The sequence below is a fragment of the Chryseobacterium sp. HNCC26DJ241 genome (assembly GCF_057180505.1).
In genome coordinates, this window is sequence record NZ_JBXUGL010000003.1 from 82,431 (window position 1) to 101,223 (window position 18,793).

Consider the following 18,793-nt stretch of genomic DNA (forward strand, 5'->3'; position numbering starts at 1 on the left):
TTCGCTCAGCATGACATTTCTAATACTAATCGTTGCATTTTTTTCATTGTCATAAAGCATCTGTGTATTAGTTTCTATTAAACAATATTCACCTCCCTTTCCAACTCTACCCCAAATTTTTCTTTTACGGAATTGATGATTTCCGTGGAAAAATCGAAAATTTCTTTTCCGGTTGCTTTTCCGGTTTTATTGATGATCACCAAAGATTGCAGATGATGTGTTGCTACATTTCCGATTTGTTTTCCTTTCCAACCGCATTGCTCAATGAGCCAGCCAGCCGGAACTTTTACAAAATTTCCGTTCGGATAACCCTGAATGTTTTCAAATTTTTGCTTCAAATCTTCAAATTGAACTAAAGGAATTGTCGGATTTTTAAAAAAACTTCCTGCATTTCCTATTTCTTTCGGATCGGGAAGTTTGCTTTGTCTTATAGCAATAACAGCTTTAGAAACATCCTGAATTGTTGGATTTTGAATATTTAATTTTTCCAGTTCAGATTTTATAGCGCCATATTCGGTTTTGATAAGGTGATTTTTTCGGGTAAGCCTGAATGTAACTTCCAGAATCACATATTTTCCTTTTCCTTCCTGCTTGAAAATGGAATCACGATATCCGAATCTGCACGTTTCCAAATCGAATGTTTCGATTTCCATGGTTTCCAAATTCAAAACATTGCAGCTTTCGAAAACATCTTTTATTTCCGTTCCGTAAGCTCCGATGTTTTGCATTGGGGAAGTTCCTACATTTCCCGGAATTAGAGAAAGATTTTCGAGTCCGCCATAATTTTTTTCCAGACAATACATGACGAACTGATGCCAGTTTTCTCCGGCTTTTGCAGTGATGAAGACCGTATTTTCATCTATATTTTTTTCGGAAATATTTTTTAAATCCAAATGAATAACAACTCCATCAAAATCTTTCGTCATCAAAATATTGCTTCCTCCTCCTAAAATTAAGAGATTAAGAGATTGAGAGATTGAGAAATTGAGAGATTCTTTCAATTCTTCAATAGTAGAAACTTCAGCAAAATATTTTGCAGAAACATCCACTCCGAAAGTATTATACGGTTTTAAAGAAATGTTTTGCTGCATTATTTTTCCTGTGATACCAATTTTTTTAATATTTCTTTGAGAGAATTCAATTGCTTATAGTTTGCGGAATCTTCTGAAGCATTTACAATATTGTATTCCTTTTTTGAAGTAACAATGTTAAATTTTTCATCCTGCCCGTCATATTGACCATGAGTTTCACCACTTTTTGTTTTTTCAATAATATCTAAATCCAAAACAGAAATTATTTTTTCCCAATCTTCCGGTTTTATTTTTATTTTAAAATTTGGAATATCAGTCATTTTTCCTCCTCTGGAAACTGATTCCAGCGAATCTTTAGTCGCTGTAAAACTGAAAGTGCCACCTCTTCCGAATGATTCGGAGTAAGTAACGGATTGGATATCATTGTTTTCGGTATTTTTTTTCTTTGTCTGTTGTGCAGAACTATTGCATTGAAATAGCAAGAAAAGTAACGCAGATAAAGAAAATAAATGTCTGATTTTTTGGATCATAATTTTGAATTTTAATTAATTCAAGCCGAATTCTATTCTATATTTTTGAAGAGCATCGTTTAGGAGTTCAACACTTCTTTTTAGATCTTCTTCTTTCAATACATACGCAATTCTCACTTGTTTTTTTCCTAATTCAGGATTGCTGTAAAATCCACCTGCAGGTGCTACCATTACGGTTTCATTATTATGCGAATATTTTTCTAAAAGCCATTGAGCAAATTTATCAGAATCATCTACTGGCAATTCTGCAACACAATAAAATGCACCTTTTGGTTTTGGACAGATCACTCCCGGAATTCCGTTGAGTAAATCTACCAATACATTTCTTCTGTGTGTATATTCTTCACGAACTTTTCTGATATAGTCTCCATCATTCACATGAGCAGCAGCAGCAGCAATTTGTCCTAAAAGAACGGGACTTAATCTTGCTTGCGCAAAAAGAATGGCAGCATCATGTATTTTTTTGGAACGGGTAATCATACATCCGATTCTTGCTCCGCACATCGAATATCTTTTGGACTCTGAATCTATAATAATAACATTTTCCGATGCTTCCGGAAATTCGAGCATAGAAACCTGTTGCTTTCCATCATAAACATATTCTCGGTAGACTTCATCGGAAATAATGGCAATGTCGTATTTCAGGGCAATATCGGCGAGCTGTTTCAATTCTTCTCTTGTATACAGATATCCGGTTGGATTTCCGGGATTGCAAATGATGATCGCTCTGGTTTTTTCCGTGATTTTTTTCTCAAATTCTTCAATCGGAGGTAAGGCAAAACCTGTATCAATAGAAGAAGGCACTGCTACTACATGGATATTAAATGTACCGGCAAATCCATTGTAATTCGCATAATACGGTTCAGGAATGATAATTTCATCACCATCATCACACAATGTAGAAATTGCAAAATTTAATGCTTCCGAACCGCCATTGGTTACTATAAAGTTATCGGTAGTTAAATCCGCAAAACCTAAAGAATGATAATAGTCTCTTAGTGCGTTTCTGTATTCAATATTTCCTTCGGAAAGAGCATAATCTAAAACTTTGAGGTCAATATTTTTGATAGCATTAAGTGCGGTTTCCGGCGTTTCAATGTCGGGCTGTCCAATATTAAGATGGTATACCTTTATTCCTTTTTGCTTTGCTTTAATTGCGTATGGTACAAGTTTTCTTACCGGTGAAGCTGGCATATGCTGCGCTCTTTCTGATATTTTTGGCATTATTAAAATAGTTTTATAAGGGCAAAAATAAGATTAAATTTTCCAATAGTAAAATTATAAGGATTTAAGATTGGGTATCTATAAATTTTCTTATTTTTATCTGTCAAAAATTATTAAAAATGCAAATTCCGGCAATTTCTATCGAAGATTATATTTCAAAAATTCCTGAAGAAAGACAAGTGGTTTTTAAAAAGCTATCAGATACCATTATTAAAAATCTTCCGAAAGGTTTTGAAGAGAATATAAGCTATGGAATGATTGGTTGGGGTGTTCCTCTAAAAACTTATCCTGCTGGTTATCATTGTACACCGGGCTCTCCACTTCCATTTATAGGACTGGCTTCCCAGAAAAATTTTATAGCATTGTATCACATGGGAATTTATGCGGAACCTGAATTATATAATTGGTTTGTAAATGAATATCCAAAACATTGCAGAACAAAACTTGATATGGGAAAATCCTGTATCCGCTTTAAAAAAATGGATGATATTCCTTTTGATTTGATTGGCGAGCTTTGCAAAAGAATGTCACCAAAAGATTGGATCAAAACTTATGAATCAGCATTCAAAAAATAATAAGGACTTGATTTCGAATATTAAATAATTCATTAGAACGGGCTTTGGCCAAAAAAACTCAAAAATAGATTCTATTAAACAAAAAAAAATCTTGAATATCTGAAAAAATTGCGAAAAATATAAAAGGCTGTATTTTACAGCCTTTCAATATCAGCACCAAGTGCTTTTAATCTTCCGTCGATATTTTCGTATCCTCTGTCGATTTGTTCGATATTGTGAATGAGAGATTTTCCTTCTGCGGAAAGTGCAGCGATAAGCAAAGCATTTCCTGCACGGATATCAGGAGAAGTCATCACTGTTCCACGTAAAGGATTTTCATGGTTTAGACCTACAACCGTCGCTCTGTGTGGATCACATAAAATAATTTGAGCTCCCATATCAATCAACTTATCTACAAAGAATAATCTGGATTCGAACATTTTTTGATGAATAAGAACAGTTCCTTTTGCTTGTGTTGCAACTACCAGAATAATGGATAGCAAATCCGGAGTGAAACCCGGCCATGGCGCATCTGAAACAGTGAGAATAGAACCGTCTATAAATTTTTGAATTTTGTAATATTCTTGAGCAGGAATTACAATATCATCATTGCTTTGCTCCAATTGAATTCCTAATTTTCGGAATGTATTCGGAATTACACCCAGCTGATTCCAATGTACATTTTTGATTGTAATATTGGATTTTGTCATTGCTGCAAGACCAATCCATGAGCCGATTTCTATCATGTCAGGAAGCATTGTATGCTCGGTTCCACGAAGATGGGAAACTCCTTCAATTGTCAATAAATTTGAACCGATTCCGGAAATATTGGCACCCATTCTGTTCAGCATTTTGCAGAGCTGTTGCAGATAAGGTTCGCAAGCAGCATTATAAACTCTTGTTTTCCCTTTTGCTAATACTGCGGCCATTACTACATTGGCAGTTCCAGTTACAGAGGCTTCTTCTAATAATATGAATTTTCCCTGAAGTTCTTTGGCTTTTAAGGAATAGAAAAACTCTTCGTCATCATAATGAAACTCTGCTCCTAATTCTACAAATCCTTGAAAATGAGTATCTAATCTTCTTCTTCCAATTTTGTCACCACCAGGAGTTGGCATATATGCTTCTCCAAATCTTGCAAGCATAGGACCTAAAAGCATAATGGAACCTCTCAGTTTTGCACCATCTTTTTTAAATTCTTTAGATTTAATATAGTCGAAGTTTACATCATCTGCTTTGAACGTATAATCTCCTTTTCCGTTTTTGGTGATTTTTACTCCAAAATCTCCTAAGATTTCAATTAATCTATTGACATCATGGATATCCGGAATATTTTTTATTCTCACTTCTTCATCAGTCAGAAGGACGGCACACAGAATTTGCAATGCTTCATTTTTTGCACCTTGCGGAGTTATTTCGCCATGCAACTGTTTTCCGCCTCTTATTTGAAATGTTCCGCTCATTATTTTCTGTTTTTATAGTTATGCCTTTTTTTATTGTTATTCTGGTTTTTGTTATTTTTATTGTTTCTATTGCTGGAATAATAAATTTTGCTCTTTTCAAGAGAGTCAATTCCCGTTAGATCCAGTCGATTTTCCGAAAGCTCTTTGAGATGCCTGAAAATTACATCATCCGTAACATGTTCTTTGTTATAAACATTGTACGATTTTTTCATATTGTTGGCAATTACTTCAATAAGAGCTTCTTTTTCGTCACCATTTTCCAATTCAATAGCTTTCTCAATAAGTTGGAGTATACTTTTTCCATAAAATTTGAAATCTCCCTGTAGTTTTGGATACTCCATCCGTTTTGGCTTTTCTGCCAATTCATCGGGAGTGGGAAACGGATATGGTGAATGTACATCCAACTCATAACCTGCCAATATATAAAGATGATCCCAAAGTTTATGTTTATAATTTTCCTCATCACGAAGCTGGGGATTTCTTTGCCCCATAAAATCTACAATTGCCACTGCCATTTCGCTACGTTCTTCTTTAGAAGAAAGCTCTTTGCAACGTTCTACCAACTGCTGGATAATTCTGCCATATTCAGGCATATTAAGATGAGTTCTTTGTGTATTGTATTCCATAATTGCAAATATATGGATTATAAGAAAATTCTCCTGAAAAACTTGTAATTTCCTTTGTGAGCTAAAAGTAATGTTAGTTGAATTCAGGGTGATTTATTAAAAAAATAAATTATATATAAATAAAAAAGAATATATTTTTAAAAAAAATTGTATTTTGGTTGAAAATTAAAAACAACAATTAAATACTTTAAATTTTATGAAAAAAACGAAGGTATTGCTTTATGCTATTGGATTAATGTTTATTAATTCATGTCAATCTAATGATGATTTTGCTAATGATGATTCGAAAAAAACAGAAGTTCATGACAAAATTGTCAATGTTACGCACGACGGAAGACCCTTCAATGTAGGAAATGGTTCAGTAAACAATAAATTTACTGCGGGAGCTGGTGGTGGTGTTTTGATGCAAGGGTTTTATTGGGATGTTCCGGATGGAGGGAACTGGTGGAATACTGTGAAAAGTAAGCTGACCGACTGGTCTAATGCAGGAATTGGTGCTGTATGGCTACCTCCGGCTTCAAAAGCGCAAAATGGAGCTTATTCTATGGGATATGACCCAGCAGATTATTATGATTTTGGAAATTACAATCAGAACGGGAGTGTGGAAACTCGTTTTGGATCAAGAGCAGAATTAGAAGCATTAATTACTAAAGCACATGAAGAAGATATGCAAGTATATGCTGATATTGTAATCAACCACAATAGTGGTGGGCAGTCCGAGTATAATCCTTATACAGGAACAAGTACTTGGACTAATTTTTCAGGTGTTGCTTCCGGAAAATTTCCAAGAAATTATAACGATTTTTATAAAAATTCTTATGGAAATAATGATGAAGGTGCATTTGGAGGCTATCCTGATCTTTGCCATGCTAATCCTTATGTTCAGGATTGGCTTTGGGGACGTGCTGATTCTATGGGGAAATATTATAAAAATGTAATGCATTTTGATGGTTGGAGATTTGATTACGTGAAAGGATTCGGTCCATGGGTTGTAAATAATTGGAATGCAAATGTAGGTGGTTTTTCCGTTGGAGAATTGTGGGATTCTAACGTAAATACTCTTGAATGGTGGGCTAATAATGCGAATAGTTCCGTATTTGATTTTGCAGCTTATTATAAAATGCATGACGCTTTTGATGGAAACAATCTAAATATTCTGAATGATGACATGATGTGGAAAAGAAATCCTTTCAAAGCAGTAACTTTTGTTTCAAACCATGATACGAATATTATGTGGAAAAAAATGTTGGCTTATGCTTATATTTTGACACACGAAGGATATCCTACAATATTCTATAGAGATTATGAGGAATGGTTAAACAAAGAAAGACTTAATAATCTTATCTGGATACATAATAACAAAGCCACAGGAACAACATCTATTCTTTATACGGATAATGACGAATATATTGCAAGAAGAAATGGATATAACGGAAATCCGGGATTGGTTGTTTATCTGAATAATTCAGATTATTGGCAAGAAAGATGGATTCAAACAAACTGGAGTAGCCAACAAATAAAAGATTTTACAGGTCATTCATCATGGTATCCTACAACTCAAGGAGATAAATGGGTGAAAATTCAGTGTCCACCAAATAGTTATTCTGTGTGGTCTTTGAATCAGTAAAATACTAGATGAGAAAAAATAAAAACTCTTCCAAATTCTTGGAAGAGTTTTTTTATTTAATGATATAAAGAGAAATTACTTTATCACCATTTTCGCAGTAGCAGAACCTTTTTCAGATTTTAACTGCAAAATATAAATACCAGCTTTTAGTCCATTCACGGAAATTGTATCATCTCCATTTTCTTTAGATACTTTTACTGATTTTATTATTTTCCCGGAAAGATCAAATATTGATAGCGTTCCGTTTTTAGCATTTTTGTATCGGATTTGTGCAACAGAACTAGAAATAGGATTTTGTAAAATTTCCAAAGATGCAGTATTCTTTTCTGTATTAACTTCATCAACTCCTAATGTAACATCCTTCACAAATGTCGAGCTTGTAGGATCCCATTGATACCAACTATCTTTTGTTACTCCTACAATATCTCCTGTTTTAGTTACTCCTAAAGTTCCGGTAGCATTACCATCTCTGAATAGAAAACTTACTTTGATGATATTTGGGAAAGTATATTTAAACCATCCTGGATTATATACATCAGCTGTCATATTAATTGGAGTATTCCAATTTGCAGCAGGCAGAGAAGAGGTAGGAACATAATCCCAATAGTGAATTTTAGGTAGCGGCCAGTTTGGCGAGCTAGTAGGCGGTTTGAAACGGATTACAATATTTTTAAGGGTTTCAAAATTGTATGTTCTTTCTACTACTCCAGAAGATAATCCCTGATTATCAATAGCGATAGCTTTTACTGTAGTATTAGTAGAAACACTTATAGCACCAGTATAAACTGTAGAACTTGTAGTAGGATCGGATCCGTCTAATGTATATCTGATTGTCGGAGCAAGACCACTATTATCAGTAGCAGAAATGGTAACAGATTGAGGCGTTCCAGCTACAAACGTTCCGCTTGCTGGTGTAATATTAATGACAGGAGCTACATTTACAGCAGCTTTAGACCAAACTGCATATTCAGTTCCTGAAGCTATCAAATTCCAGCCTGAACCAGTTGGAGTCCACGAACCACTACCTAACTTAACCGCTACAACAGGATCTGTATCACTTGATCTTTTTTTAATATAAGCAGCATAAAGCCCAAAAGTTGATTTATCAATTGTTGTATTACTATAAGCATCAATACCATTAGCTTTTCGTATTGCCATCAATAAATTAATAGCAGAAGCATAGCTGGAGTACGTTCTTGTAGTACCATCTTTTGTATAAGTACCACCATAATAATGAGGGCCAAAAACACAAGGAATACCAGGATGTGTAAGGATATAAGCATAGGCTTTCGGAATACTATTTCCTAAAATTGCAGAACTTAAAGAAAAAGTATCATGATTATCTACAAATGTTACTGCTTTTTCACTATATCCGAATTGTCCTGATAAACCTGGCATTGCTCCGGAAGAATTCATGCTTGAATAATTGTTTGAACTCAAAGCACTCGACAGAGTATAGTATAACGAAAAATCGAAAGCTCCTGAAACATTTGCTCCGCCACTATATGTACCATCTATCCATCCTTTCAGTAAACCTATATTTGCATCCCAATATTCTCCAACAGAATAATACGGTTGGCTTGCTGCAATGTAATTTCCAAAATAAGTTGAAGAAAAACCTTTAGCAACATCCCATCTCCAACCTTTATACCCTAAATTTTTGAGTAGAGTCAAAAATTGTTTCACCCCATTTTGTACAGTTACATTTGTATGGTCCAAATCTCTGGCTCCACTAAAGTTTTCACCAGTATCAAGAGCTCCTGATGGTTTACATCCTGTATAAGTTGCAGAAGAGGCTTCATCATTGATACAAATAGTTTCGCAACCCCAGTTTGGATTTGAAAAATCTGTCCATGATGTATTACCACCTCTGTGGTTTACTACAATATCAGCAATCGGATAGATGCCTCTCGTATTCATGTTGGTAAGCATCTTTGTGAGTTGTGCTTGCGATCCCCATGAAGTTTGAGAAAAATTGTACAATTCTGTAGGAATATATCCTACTCCTCCGGAAGACACGCTTGGTGGTGGAAGCCAAATCATATCAAATCCTAAAGCTCGAAGGTTTCCGGCTCTAGAACCGTAATACTCATAAAGTCCACCTTCTGAAGTTATTCTGGTCTGGTTTTGCTCATCCCATCCAAAAGACTGGAACATGATATCATCCAAATAATCCTGACTTTTCACTTGCCATGAAAACATGAAAATGGATAAAAATAAAAATAATTCTTTTTTCATATTATAAAAAATCTGTTTTAAAGGGAAGTAAATTAAACAAAATTTCAGAACTCCAAAACAATTCTGAAATTTTTATTGAAAATATTTTAAATAAAAGATTTATAAGATATTAGATTTTAAAAATAAAACAATATGAGTTCAAAAATTAAACAATTGTTTTAAAATTAATATCACTTATACAGCTAAATTTAATAATTTCTAACTGTAACATGGTAGCAAGCCTGTTGTTTTTCTTTAATATAATAAATCCTACCTGCCTTTGAATAATAGTCGAGTACTTTTTCCAATGCTGTTTCCAACTTTGGATTATTTTTTAGAATATTATTGAAACGGATATACGAAATATCAAAAGAATTTCCAAAGTTGTGAGAACTTAAACCTAATGATGCATTCGGATTTACTTTTCTCAATTTGCATTGGTCTTCTAAAGTTCGGGTGACAGAAGAAATAGTAAATATGCTTCCATTAGTATTTTTGGTAAATTTTGCTGCGATTTTTTCTAAAGAAAATTTAGCTTTTGATGTGAGATAAGCCCTGCTGTAATCCAAATCTTGGATTTTATAGCCTTTTCCAGATTTTTTAATTTTTTTCAGCTTTCCTTTATCAATATATTTCTGGATACTTTGATTGTCTTTCAAAACTTTAATACCAAAACTTTCGGAGGCTTCCAGATGTGGCTTGTATAAAGGAGTTGGCTCCACTTTCAGTATTTCATCTAAATCATAACATTTTGATTTTGATAAACTTTGAGAGAAAGCTATATTAAAAATAAAAAGAAGAAAAAATCCTAGAAGAAATTTAAACATTTTTCACTTTTTCAAAAGAACGTGCAAAAATAAACTTTTGTTATTTAAAGCAAATCAAATATTTAGGTTTTCTCAAGTTTATCTTCAATCAGGTATTTGCTTTCGGAGATTTTAGAAGCATTTTCCAAACCAAAATTTTTAGTGTCCAAAAGTTCGGTAAGTAGCATTCGCATTTGTTCTGCAGCCACTTCCGGAAGATGAGATTTTTTGGCAGCTTCAATTACCTGTTTTTTGCTATTTTCCTGAATTTTAGCCAAATCTTCTTTACTAAAAAGATTAAAAAACTGTTCTTCTATATTGTAATATTTATAATCTGTTTCGGTAGAAAGAATTTCAGGAGCAGGAAAGTTGAGCAAACGAACTTTTCTGTTTTGTTCATCTACTTCCCATTTGAATTTTTCAAAATCATAGCCTACCAGAATTTTTGCCTGTACAATAACAAGAGCTTTCTTTTTAGAAGGTATAAAGTGGAAAATTTTGGATGTCTCTTCATAATTATAAATTTCGTTGAAGTGCCCTTCCGCACAAACTACTTTGAAAACCTTCCGCATACTTTCTGCAATACTGTGAGAACTTTCAGTAATAACAGCCGGTTCTGATTTTAAATTTTTTGAAGCAAGAAAAGCAATCACGCTTCCTAAAACAAGACCTAAAATCAGCATTAAAACAATGAGAAAGGAATTTGCAGAGGTGGATCTTGTCATTTGAAAAAGAAGCAATCCTAAGAAAGCAGCCATCAAAATTCCAAGAATCCAAAGTATAGTTTTAAATTTTCCAATATTCATATTTGTCTTTTTATAGCATTAAATATAAGCATTTTATACTGAGATTGTTTTAACAAAATATATGCAAAAAGAAGAATAGCATTTAAAAAACTGAAAAAAGAGAGAATTTTTATCTAAATAAATTCTAAATTTGACAAATTTCAAAAAAATACATCATGACAAAAAAATTATTTGCTGAATTTTTCGGTACATTCTGGTTAGTATTCGGTGGCTGTGGAAGTGCTCTTTTTGCTTCTCAAATTGCAGCAGCAGAAAATGGACAATTGGGAATCCTTTTATTAGGAGTTTCTTTAGCATTCGGACTTACAGTTCTTACAATGGCTTATGCAGTCGGACATATTTCCGGTGGACATTTTAATCCGGCAGTTTCTTTCGGGCTTTTAGCAGGAGGAAGATTTTCCGGGAAAGAGCTTGTTCCTTATATTGCTGCACAATGTGTAGGAGCTGTTGCAGCAGCGGGAGCTTTATATTTCATCAATGGTGGAACTGGTGGAGACGGAGCAGGCGCATTTGCTACCAATTTTTATGATTCTGCGGTTTATTTTGGGAAAAGTTATTCTATGGGAGCTGCATTTTTAACAGAATTTCTTTTGACTGCATTTTTCTTAATCGTGATAATGGGAACTACGGATAAATTTGCTAATGGAAAATTTGCAGGAATTGCAATTGGTCTTTGTTTAACACTGATCCATTTGATTTCCATTCCTATTACCAATACTTCTGTAAATCCTGCAAGATCGCTTTCTCAGGCTGTTTTTGTAGGAGGAAATGCTCTTTCTCAGCTTTGGCTGTTTTGGGTAGCTCCAATTTTAGGTGGAGTTGTGGGCGGATTGATCTACAAATTTTTGCTTCAGAGAAATGATAGCGAAGTAGCTGCATAATTTGCAAAATATATAAAAATTAAATCCTGTCTTTTCGGCAGGATTTTTTATTTCAGTTTCTTTATTTCAAAAGGATTTTTAAAGATAAATTCTTCATGTTTTCCTTTGATTTCCATTTTGCGCTGGAGTAAATTCAGAGCCATTTTCCGAATGAAAAGATCTTTATCATTTAGTTTCCAATAGTTTTCTTCGTGAACTTTTTTTGGTTTTCGGATAAAATAAAATTCTGTTTCCCAAGTATCTGCATTATGATAAAATTCAATAATTCCACAATGTTCGGGAATCAAAGAATGGTCGATCATTCCCATCGGCAAAAGAAAACTGAACGCATTACAAACATAATCTCCACAACCAATTTTATCATGTTTCAGAAATTTTTCTCCTGTAGTTGCATTAACATAAGATTTTTTAAAATCATTTTTGAAATCACTTTTGGAAAATTTAATTTCGATTTCATGGCTGAAACCATCGGAATTAATAATCAAAATATCGGCTTCCCAATCGGCATGAAAATGATTGGTAAGTACAATTTCTTTTTCAAAATCGCAATTCGTATTGATAAATGCATGAACCAGTTCTTCTATTTTTAGCATGATTTTTTTTAATAAAATTAACGTGAACTCGGCGGAAAATAACAAATATAATTTAACGCAAAGTATTACTTTTCAGACTGTCATATTTTAAGGTGCTTTGCTTAGCAAAGTTCGCAAGGCAAAAAATCAAAGATTTTTATTTCAAAAATAACTCTTTATCTATTTTTTCAAAAACAATGTATTCAAACAGCTCATTTTCAATAAAATGCTATCGAATTTACGTTTTAAAATCAAGAAACCAACAAACTGCAACCACGAATATCCGAATGATCTATCCTTCCCAAAACCTGAAATTTGTTTTTCTGAATTGGTTGAAACTCTTCATTCATTGAAACAATTTTTCCTAAATCCTGAGTTGCGATAAAACTGCAGGAATGTCTGTTTGCCAAATCTATAATATTAATTGCTCCAGTTTTTCCTGTTTCAACATACGAAAACGGATCTTCCGCATTTCTGATTAAGATTCGCATCCAATTTGGACTTTCATAAATATTTTTACCTAAAGAATAGGCTTGAGAAAGCAATTCCGTCATAGAATATTCGGAATGAATCCGTTCTGTTCCGAAACCTTTTTGAAGAATTTGTAAGAGTTCGTCTTTCGTCATTTCTTCTTTTCGCCCTTTCATTCCACCAGTTTCAATGATGGTGAGATTTGATGCTTCTGTTTCGCTCAGCATGACAGATTTAGAATTGCAATAATCCAGAAAATCCAAAAGCGCAAAAGAAACTCCAAAAAGAATTACTTTTTTATTTTTTATGGTTTTCAGTAAATCGAATAATTCCGAATGATTATACAAAAAATATCCATTTTCCAATTTTCCAGATTTTTTCATCAGAAAATCCACCATATAAATTAAAGATGAATTCTGTTTTTCCAGATAACTCGGAAGCAAACCTAAAAAAATAAAATCTTCGGGTTTCCCTATGAAATTCTCAAAACTTCGATAGATACTTTCTTCGTACAAATTAAAATCGGCAATCCAGTGTTTGGAAAGATTCATTTGTGTAGTTCCGGAACTTTGAAAAAAGTTTTCTGCTTTTGTATTTTTATCCAAAACCAAATGATTTTTAAACATTTCGATAGGAAGAAACGGAATTTGTTCAATTTCCCGAACCTCATCTTTTGTAATTCCCAAATAATCTACAAATTTTTGGTAAACTTCCACATTTTCATATTGATAGCGGAATGTTTCCAGACAAATAGCTTGGAATTCTTCTTCGGTTTGTATGTTGAAAATTGAATCTATCATTACAAATTAATACTTAGTTTAAATAAAAAACACGAAGACACAAAGATTTCACAATGAATTTTCGCTTTTTTATTTTAGGACACCATTAAAGTTTTCCATTTATAACCCTTTTAACACCATCTTTAAAAAGAAAGGCATTAAAATTTATGAGCATTCCTAATTTACAGCCACTTAATTTTAAGTATGTAAGAACTTGAGCAAGATGAATATTTGCCAATTCATCACATGCTTTAACTTCAATTATTACTTTGTTTTCTACTAAAATATCAATTCTGTAACCTACATTTAGTTTTACCTCTTCATAAATCAGAGGCATAGGTTTTTGTCTTTCAATGGAAAGCCCTTCTTTTGTAAGTTCATAAAATAAGCATTCCTCATATGCACTTTCTAAAAGTCCGGATCCTAAGGTTTTATGAATTTTTAATCCACATTCATATATAATTCTTGACAACTCATTTTCATTCATATTCTTGTGTCATAAAGCTATTATTATTTTTTATGTCTTTGAGAATTTCTTTGTGTCTTTGTGTTTAAATAAATTTTCAAAAATTTTTCAATTCAAAATTTTCTCCATCAAAGACACCATATGTAAAATAGGAGATCCAATCTCCGAGATTGATGTATTTAGCTTTTCCTTCCAATTCCAAAATCATGGGAAGATGACGATGTCCGTACACAAAATAATCAACATTTTCTGTTTTCAGTTTTTGCTTTGAATATAAGATCAGAAACTCTTTATCTTCACCCAAAAATTCTTTGTCTTCCTCACCGGAAATCATTTTGTTTTTTTGAGAAAAATATATCGCCACTTTCATTGCAATATCAGGATGTAGCCATTTGAAAAACCACTGCGCAACAGGATTGGTAAATAATTTTTTCATCCGTTTATAGCCTTTATCTCCAGGACCAAGACCATCTCCATGAGCAAGAAGAAATTGTTTACCGGAAATTTCATAATATTTTTTCTCAAAATAAACGGGAATTCCTAACTCTTCCTCAAAATAATTTTTCATCCACAAATCGTGGTTTCCTACGAAAAAGTAAATATCTATTCCGGAATCTTTCAGCTCGGCAATTTTTCCCAAAACACGGATAAAACCTTTTGGAACAACATGTTTCCACTCGTGCCAGAAATCAAAAAGATCACCCATCAAGAACAAAACCTGTGCATCCGATTTTATAGAATCCAGCCAACGAATGAAGCGTTCTTCGCGTTTCTTGCTTTCAGAAGGATTTGGAGCGCCAAAATGTTGATCAGAAGCAAAATATATTTTTTTGTTGGGTTGAAGTTGTATTTTCATTGTTTTTAAACCACAAAAATCGCAAAAGATTTTAATTTTTTAATGATACAAAAGTAGGCAAAAGCAACAAATGATACTATTTAAAAAGTGAATGCGTTTTTGTTATTTTTTTTAACAATTTATTTTCAAAAGAATTTCTTGTTACTCTTGTGGTTAATCAATTATCTTCTGCAAACCATTCTCCGTAAGAATTTTCGGTTTCGTGAAGTTTAAGATATGCCAAAGAAATATCATCAGAAAGTCTTGATTTAATTTTTGCTGCAATTGCATACAACATATTTTCGCACGTTGGCTGAAAACTGCAATAGATCACTTTATGACCTTTCTGTTCCAAATCTTCTCCCAATTCTTTATGTGGCGAAATTGCATTAATCAACACTGCATGATCCCAAACATCCACAATTTCCTCTTTTACAATTTTTTTGATGTCTCCAAAATCGACTACCATTCCGTTTTTTGGATTTTCCAGATCATTGATTGGTTTTCCTTTCACGGTAACAAAAAGTTTGTAGGAATGTCCATGCATATTTTTACATTTTCCGTCGTAATTGTACAGAACATGAGCTGTTTCGAAAGTGAAAATTTTGGTAATACGAATCATTGTGCAAAGATAGAATTTTTAATGTGATTAATTTTGAAAGTAGAATTTCATGTTGTTTCATAAAATTTCTCTCTGACATGAAAAAAATGAACCATAAAAGACACAAAAGAATTTTTTTCAGTTTTTCAGTTTCTCAAAAGTCCAAAAAAATATGCTGTAAAAATATTTCATATATTTTTTGTTTTGATTTACTTTTACTATTTAAATCAATTTTTTTGCGGCTTTTGTGGTTGAAAATATACATTTTTAAATTTTTTCCTTGTACTGAAAATTTCTATATTTATAAAAATTTCTTTTGATGCTGCTGGATTTGTTTTTCCCGAACAGATGTTTGAAATGTAATACTATAATCGCCGGAAATGATTTGGTATGCGAAATCTGCTTCACACAAATACAATTTTCTCATTCTGATTTTTCCGGAGAACATATTTTGAAAGAAAAATGCAAACTTCTTTTTCCTGTAGAAAATGCTTACTCTTTAATGTTCTTTGGAAAAGAGACATTGAGCCGGCAGATTATTCATAAACTAAAATATGGAAATCGTGAAAAAATTGGAAAAATACTGGCAAGTTGGACATCAGAAATGATAGAATTAAAAAAAGAAAAGCCCGATTTGTTGGTTACGATTCCGTTGCATAAAAGAAAGCTGAAAAAAAGAGGATATAATCAGCTCCATTCATTTGCTGAGACTCTTTCTAAAAATTTTGAAATTCCTTTTGATCATGAAGTTCTCAAAAGAAATGTTCATTCGAAAGCGCAGGCTTTAAAAAGTAAACAACAACGATTGAAATCCGAGAAAAAATTCTCCCTTAATAGAGAAATTTCAGGGAAACATATCTTGCTTATTGATGATGTTTTTACAACCGGAAATACCATTTCTGATGCAGCTTGGGAAATTCTTAAAAATGAAACCAACAAAGTAAGTGTGCTGGTAATGGCAACAGATGAATAATTTTGAATATTTTTGGCCGTACTTCCAAATGCAAAACATCCATTCGAAAGAAATCGGCCAAAATTAATCATGTATTTGACAAAAGATTTTTGAAATCTTTCTTAAAAAATTATCGTTGAAGTTTTTCTCCATAGCTTAAATCTCCCGCATCTCCCAAACCTGGTGTAATGTAACCTTTTGGTGTAAGTTTTTCATCTAATGCTCCGATCCAGATTTTTGCTTCAGGATATGCTTTTGCCAAAGTTTCAACACCTTGCTTAGAAGCAATCGCTGAAACAATATGAAGTTGTGAAGGCGTTCCGTGATTCAATAAATCTTTCAATGCCTCTATTAAACTTGCACCAGTTGCCAACATTGGATCTGCAACAATCAAAGGTCTTCCATCAATATTCGGGCAAGTAAGATAATCTTGTTTTATGGAAAAATAATCATTTGCATCATGTTTTCTGTATGCTGCAACAAAACCACAATCCGCTTTATCAAAATAATTCAAAATTCCCTGAAATAAAGGAACTCCGGCTCTCAAAATAGTAGTAATTACCGGCTGAACTGCAATTTCCTTAACCGTAATTTTATCTAACGGAGTGGTAATTTCCAATTCTTTTTGTTCCAATCCTTTACTGATTTCGAAAGCTGCAATTTCGCCGATACGCTCCATATTTCTACGGAATTTCATACGGTCGTTTTGTTCGTCTATATTTCGTAAATCATTGATCCATGAATTAACAAGGGAAAAATTTTGGGATAAAACTGTTACCATTTTTATTTGAGTATTTTGTAAAGTTCGTAAAAAATTTAATTTTATAAAAAATCCTTCAGAAAGAAAATTCTAAAAGGCAAGATTTACTTTTGTCTAAAATACACTTCAATCGGAACTCCGGTAAAACCGAACTCTTTTCTCAACTGATTCTCTGTAAATCTTTTATATGGCTCTTTCACATATTGTGGAAGGTTACAGAAAAATACAAATTGCGGAGACGGAGTCGGTAACTGAACGCAATATTTAATTTTAATATATTTTCCTTTGATAGCAGGAGGTGGTGTTCCTTCAAAAATTGGAAGCATAACTTCATTTAGTTTTGAAGTTTTTATTTTTTTCTTTCTGTTTTCGTAGACTTCCATTGCCGTGTCTACTGCTTTCAGGATTCTTTGTTTCGTCAATGCTGAAACGAAAAGAATGGGAACATCAGAAAACTGTCCGATTTTATTTTTAATGGCGGCTTCAAAATCGCGCATTGTGTTGGTTTTCTTATCTTCCACCAAATCCCATTTGTTCACCAGAATTACAATTCCTTTTCGGTTTCTTTGTGCAATACTGAAAATATTCATATCCTGAGATTCCCAACCTAAAGTTGCATCTACCATAATAATCACCACATCAGAATTCTCAATTGCACGAACAGAGCGCATTACGGAATAAAATTCCAAATCTTCAGAAACTTTATTTTTTTTACGCATTCCGGCAGTGTCTACCAAAACAAATTCGTGTCCGAATTTATTGTAAAGACTTTGAATAGAATCTCTTGTAGTTCCTGCAATATCGGTTACAATATTTCTCTCGTTGTCTAAAAGTGCATTCGTCAAAGTGGATTTTCCTACATTTGGGCGACCTGCAATTGTAATTTTTGGAAGTCCTTCAAAAGGATCTTTATATTCTGTAGTCGGGAAATCTTTTACAACATCATCCAATAAATCTCCAGTTCCGGAACCTGTTGCGGAAGAAAGAGTGTAATATTTTTCAATTCCCAATTGATAAAATTCTGTTGCTGCCAATTCTTCTTTTGCAGAATCTACTTTGTTTACAACAATGTACACCTTTTTATTGGCTCTTCTTAAAATATGGAAAATTTCATGATCGGTATCGGTAAGTCCTTCTTCTACATTCAGCATAAAAATAACGGAAGTGGCTTCATCTACTGCAAGCTGAACCTGCTTACGGATTTCTTCTTCAAAAATATCATCCGTTCCTACATCATAACCACCGGTATCAATTACGGTAAATTCTACTCCGTTCCATTCCGATTTTCCGTAATGACGGTCACGAGTAACTCCGGCTGTGGAATCTACAATAGCTTCCCTTCTTTCCAATAAACGATTAAATAGTGTGGATTTTCCTACGTTGGGGCGACCAACAATTGCAACAATATTTGACATAAAAAATGTTTAATAATCCTTCGTCTTGCTCAGGATAAATTTATTAATGAGTATCTCCAACTTTTGGAGCCCAATTTTTTTGCAAAGATAGGTTTTTGAAATTTAGTAAAAAAAGTAGTATTTTTATAATTGAAATATTGACCTTGTACAGTAAGCAAATTGATTTGTATAAAAATG

Annotated in this window: 19 protein-coding genes; 4 read left to right on the plus strand and 15 right to left on the minus strand. The window is 33.1% G+C overall.

All coding sequences use genetic code 11. The annotated features are described in order from the left end of the window. Positions 1 to 77 precede the first annotated feature (77 nt). The 3 genes from murB to AC2A1C_RS03625 are packed head-to-tail and all read right to left on the minus strand — an operon-like array spanning position 78 to position 2,785. Entirely contained in the window at positions 78 to 1,091 is a 1,014-nt protein-coding gene (gene murB / locus AC2A1C_RS03615) for a UDP-N-acetylmuramate dehydrogenase (RefSeq protein ID WP_484023551.1), read from the minus strand. Then, positions 1,091 to 1,561: a hypothetical protein gene (locus tag AC2A1C_RS03620; protein WP_484023552.1), complete on the minus strand. Its 471-nt coding sequence runs from the start codon at positions 1,559 to 1,561 to the stop codon at positions 1,091 to 1,093. The genes murB and AC2A1C_RS03620 overlap by 1 nt, the downstream gene beginning before the upstream one ends. A gap of 15 nt (positions 1,562 to 1,576) precedes the next feature. Then, positions 1,577 to 2,785: a pyridoxal phosphate-dependent aminotransferase gene (locus AC2A1C_RS03625; RefSeq protein ID WP_484023554.1), complete on the minus strand. Its 1,209-nt coding sequence runs from the start codon at positions 2,783 to 2,785 to the stop codon at positions 1,577 to 1,579. Positions 2,786 to 2,904: 119 nt separating this feature from the next. On the opposite strand from AC2A1C_RS03625, the gene AC2A1C_RS03630 reads away from it, so the two are divergent. After that, complete coding sequence (locus tag AC2A1C_RS03630; RefSeq protein WP_484023555.1) at positions 2,905 to 3,360, plus strand: DUF1801 domain-containing protein; 456 nt, start codon at positions 2,905 to 2,907, stop codon at positions 3,358 to 3,360. Positions 3,361 to 3,494: 134 nt separating this feature from the next. Here the strand turns inward: AC2A1C_RS03630 and murA are convergent, their stop codons facing one another. Together murA and AC2A1C_RS03640 are read right to left on the minus strand one after the other, a co-directional pair. Then, the gene (murA, locus tag AC2A1C_RS03635; protein WP_484023556.1) at positions 3,495 to 4,802 is read right to left on the minus strand and encodes a UDP-N-acetylglucosamine 1-carboxyvinyltransferase; all 1,308 of its coding nucleotides are present in this window, start codon (positions 4,800 to 4,802) and stop codon (positions 3,495 to 3,497) included. Further along, entirely contained in the window at positions 4,802 to 5,428 is a 627-nt protein-coding gene (locus AC2A1C_RS03640) for a DUF4290 domain-containing protein (RefSeq protein ID WP_484023558.1), read from the minus strand. Before AC2A1C_RS03640 ends, murA begins: the two co-directional genes overlap by 1 nt. Positions 5,429 to 5,624: 196 nt before the next feature. On the opposite strand from AC2A1C_RS03640, the gene AC2A1C_RS03645 reads away from it, so the two are divergent. After that, positions 5,625 to 7,055: an alpha-amylase gene (locus AC2A1C_RS03645; RefSeq protein ID WP_484023559.1), complete on the plus strand. Its 1,431-nt coding sequence runs from the start codon at positions 5,625 to 5,627 to the stop codon at positions 7,053 to 7,055. A gap of 75 nt (positions 7,056 to 7,130) precedes the next feature. On the opposite strand, the gene AC2A1C_RS03650 is transcribed toward AC2A1C_RS03645, so the two are convergent. The 3 genes from AC2A1C_RS03650 to AC2A1C_RS03660 all read right to left on the minus strand — a co-directional run bounded on the left by AC2A1C_RS03650 (position 7,131) and on the right by AC2A1C_RS03660 (position 10,884). Continuing rightward, positions 7,131 to 9,293, minus strand: a complete 2,163-nt coding sequence (locus AC2A1C_RS03650; RefSeq protein ID WP_484023560.1) for a chitobiase/beta-hexosaminidase C-terminal domain-containing protein — start codon at positions 9,291 to 9,293, stop codon at positions 7,131 to 7,133. 188 nt (positions 9,294 to 9,481) lie between these two features. Then, complete coding sequence (locus tag AC2A1C_RS03655; RefSeq protein WP_484023562.1) at positions 9,482 to 10,099, minus strand: DUF5715 family protein; 618 nt, start codon at positions 10,097 to 10,099, stop codon at positions 9,482 to 9,484. Positions 10,100 to 10,161: 62 nt separating this feature from the next. Then, positions 10,162 to 10,884 (minus strand): DUF4230 domain-containing protein, encoded by a 723-nt coding sequence (locus AC2A1C_RS03660; protein ID WP_484023563.1) that lies wholly within the window; start codon positions 10,882 to 10,884, stop codon positions 10,162 to 10,164. A 155-nt stretch (positions 10,885 to 11,039) separates the two neighbouring features. Here AC2A1C_RS03660 and aqpZ point away from each other — a divergent pair, with 155 nt between their 5' ends. Then, on the plus strand, positions 11,040 to 11,765 hold the full coding sequence (gene aqpZ, locus AC2A1C_RS03665; RefSeq protein ID WP_484023565.1) for an aquaporin Z: 726 nt from the start codon (positions 11,040 to 11,042) through the stop codon (positions 11,763 to 11,765). A 47-nt stretch (positions 11,766 to 11,812) separates the two neighbouring features. Here the strand turns inward: aqpZ and AC2A1C_RS03670 are convergent, their stop codons facing one another. From AC2A1C_RS03670 to queD, 5 genes are all read right to left on the minus strand, one after another. Continuing rightward, the gene (locus tag AC2A1C_RS03670) at positions 11,813 to 12,358 is read right to left on the minus strand and encodes a hypothetical protein (RefSeq protein ID WP_484023567.1); all 546 of its coding nucleotides are present in this window, start codon (positions 12,356 to 12,358) and stop codon (positions 11,813 to 11,815) included. Between the two features lie 230 nt (positions 12,359 to 12,588). After that, a complete protein-coding gene (locus tag AC2A1C_RS03675) occupies positions 12,589 to 13,605 on the minus strand; it encodes a LuxE/PaaK family acyltransferase (RefSeq protein WP_484023648.1) in 1,017 nt (338 codons plus the stop codon). Between the two features lie 88 nt (positions 13,606 to 13,693). After that, entirely contained in the window at positions 13,694 to 14,074 is a 381-nt protein-coding gene (locus tag AC2A1C_RS03680; protein ID WP_484023569.1) for a GxxExxY protein, read from the minus strand. 76 nt (positions 14,075 to 14,150) lie between these two features. Continuing rightward, the gene (locus AC2A1C_RS03685) at positions 14,151 to 14,909 is read right to left on the minus strand and encodes a UDP-2,3-diacylglucosamine diphosphatase (RefSeq protein WP_484023571.1); all 759 of its coding nucleotides are present in this window, start codon (positions 14,907 to 14,909) and stop codon (positions 14,151 to 14,153) included. A 157-nt stretch (positions 14,910 to 15,066) separates the two neighbouring features. Beyond that, positions 15,067 to 15,510: a 6-carboxytetrahydropterin synthase QueD gene (gene queD / locus AC2A1C_RS03690; RefSeq protein WP_484023573.1), complete on the minus strand. Its 444-nt coding sequence runs from the start codon at positions 15,508 to 15,510 to the stop codon at positions 15,067 to 15,069. A 298-nt stretch (positions 15,511 to 15,808) separates the two neighbouring features. Between queD and AC2A1C_RS03695 the strand changes: the two genes are divergently transcribed. After that, on the plus strand, positions 15,809 to 16,462 hold the full coding sequence (locus AC2A1C_RS03695) for a ComF family protein (RefSeq protein WP_484023575.1): 654 nt from the start codon (positions 15,809 to 15,811) through the stop codon (positions 16,460 to 16,462). Positions 16,463 to 16,571: 109 nt separating this feature from the next. Here AC2A1C_RS03695 and upp read toward each other — a convergent pair whose 3' ends face one another. Beyond that, positions 16,572 to 17,222: a uracil phosphoribosyltransferase gene (gene upp / locus AC2A1C_RS03700; protein ID WP_484023577.1), complete on the minus strand. Its 651-nt coding sequence runs from the start codon at positions 17,220 to 17,222 to the stop codon at positions 16,572 to 16,574. Between the two features lie 83 nt (positions 17,223 to 17,305). After that, positions 17,306 to 18,616: a ribosome biogenesis GTPase Der gene (der, locus tag AC2A1C_RS03705; RefSeq protein ID WP_484023579.1), complete on the minus strand. Its 1,311-nt coding sequence runs from the start codon at positions 18,614 to 18,616 to the stop codon at positions 17,306 to 17,308. Positions 18,617 to 18,793 lie beyond the last annotated feature (177 nt).

Excerpts from the sequence above, each read along its gene's own strand:
- aqpZ (WP_484023565.1), top strand. The coding sequence starts at position 11,040 with ATGACAAAAAAATTATTTGCTGAATTTTTCGGTACATTCTGGTTAGTA.
- upp (WP_484023577.1), bottom strand. The coding sequence starts at position 17,222 with ATGGTAACAGTTTTATCCCAAAATTTTTCCCTTGTTAATTCATGGATC.
- AC2A1C_RS03630 (WP_484023555.1), top strand. The coding sequence starts at position 2,905 with ATGCAAATTCCGGCAATTTCTATCGAAGATTATATTTCAAAAATTCCT.
- AC2A1C_RS03660 (WP_484023563.1), bottom strand. The coding sequence starts at position 10,884 with ATGAATATTGGAAAATTTAAAACTATACTTTGGATTCTTGGAATTTTG.
- AC2A1C_RS03685 (WP_484023571.1), bottom strand. The coding sequence starts at position 14,909 with ATGAAAATACAACTTCAACCCAACAAAAAAATATATTTTGCTTCTGAT.
- AC2A1C_RS03650 (WP_484023560.1), bottom strand. The coding sequence starts at position 9,293 with ATGAAAAAAGAATTATTTTTATTTTTATCCATTTTCATGTTTTCATGG.
- der (WP_484023579.1), bottom strand. The coding sequence starts at position 18,616 with ATGTCAAATATTGTTGCAATTGTTGGTCGCCCCAACGTAGGAAAATCC.
- AC2A1C_RS03655 (WP_484023562.1), bottom strand. The coding sequence starts at position 10,099 with ATGTTTAAATTTCTTCTAGGATTTTTTCTTCTTTTTATTTTTAATATA.
- AC2A1C_RS03625 (WP_484023554.1), bottom strand. The coding sequence starts at position 2,785 with ATGCCAAAAATATCAGAAAGAGCGCAGCATATGCCAGCTTCACCGGTA.
- AC2A1C_RS03695 (WP_484023575.1), top strand. The coding sequence starts at position 15,809 with ATGCTGCTGGATTTGTTTTTCCCGAACAGATGTTTGAAATGTAATACT.
- AC2A1C_RS03680 (WP_484023569.1), bottom strand. The coding sequence starts at position 14,074 with ATGAATGAAAATGAGTTGTCAAGAATTATATATGAATGTGGATTAAAA.
- murA (WP_484023556.1), bottom strand. The coding sequence starts at position 4,802 with ATGAGCGGAACATTTCAAATAAGAGGCGGAAAACAGTTGCATGGCGAA.
- AC2A1C_RS03670 (WP_484023567.1), bottom strand. The coding sequence starts at position 12,358 with ATGCTAAAAATAGAAGAACTGGTTCATGCATTTATCAATACGAATTGC.
- murB (WP_484023551.1), bottom strand. The coding sequence starts at position 1,091 with ATGCAGCAAAACATTTCTTTAAAACCGTATAATACTTTCGGAGTGGAT.
- AC2A1C_RS03640 (WP_484023558.1), bottom strand. The coding sequence starts at position 5,428 with ATGGAATACAATACACAAAGAACTCATCTTAATATGCCTGAATATGGC.
- queD (WP_484023573.1), bottom strand. The coding sequence starts at position 15,510 with ATGATTCGTATTACCAAAATTTTCACTTTCGAAACAGCTCATGTTCTG.
- AC2A1C_RS03645 (WP_484023559.1), top strand. The coding sequence starts at position 5,625 with ATGAAAAAAACGAAGGTATTGCTTTATGCTATTGGATTAATGTTTATT.
- AC2A1C_RS03620 (WP_484023552.1), bottom strand. The coding sequence starts at position 1,561 with ATGATCCAAAAAATCAGACATTTATTTTCTTTATCTGCGTTACTTTTC.